This window comes from Arthrobacter sp. SPT-J7 (assembly GCF_059089965.1).
Map to the genome: position 1 here is coordinate 1 of NZ_JBNHFF010000534.1, position 593 is coordinate 593.

Here is a 593-nt window from a genome sequence, read left to right on the forward strand (position 1 = left end):
AATACCGCGTCCCATTCCAGGCCCTTGGCCGCGTGCAGCGAGGCGAGGGTGACGCCCTGCACAGTGGGCGCATGCTGGGCCAGTGAACGCTCCTGGAGTTCGTTTACAAAGTCGGCCAAACCAAACTCCGGTCCCCGGGTCTGCACGAGTTCGTCGGCCAGGGCCACCAGCGCCGCGAGGGATTCCCAGCGTTCGCGGAGCGCACCGCCGTTGTGGGGTGCCGCTTCCGTATAGCCGAGAGAGGCGACGATGTCCCTGACCAGCTGGCCCAGCGGTTCCGGCGACTCCGCCGAGACCGCCCGGGTTGCGGCGCGCAACTGAAGGATGGCGTCGCGTACTTCCTTGCGGGCAAAGAAGCGCTCTCCGCCGCGCAACTGGTAGCCAATACCGGCGGCAGCCAGGGCCTGTTCATAAGCCTCGGACTGCCCGTTCGTGCGGAACAGGACAGCCACCTCGCTGGCCGGAGTGCCGGCGTCGAGCAATGCCTTGATCTTTTGCGCCACCGTGGCAGCTTCCGCTTCATCATCAGAGCACTCGGTGAATTGGGGGGCAGGCCCGGCAGGCCGCTGGGCCACGAGCTGGAGCGGCGCGGC

The 593-nt window shown here is 67.5% G+C and carries 1 protein-coding gene; it reads right to left on the reverse strand.

Annotated elements, in window-relative coordinates:
- Nucleotides 1–593 (reverse strand): 3'-5' exonuclease (locus AC5RWX_RS34105; RefSeq protein ID WP_494100547.1); only part of this gene is annotated, 593 nt, incomplete at both ends.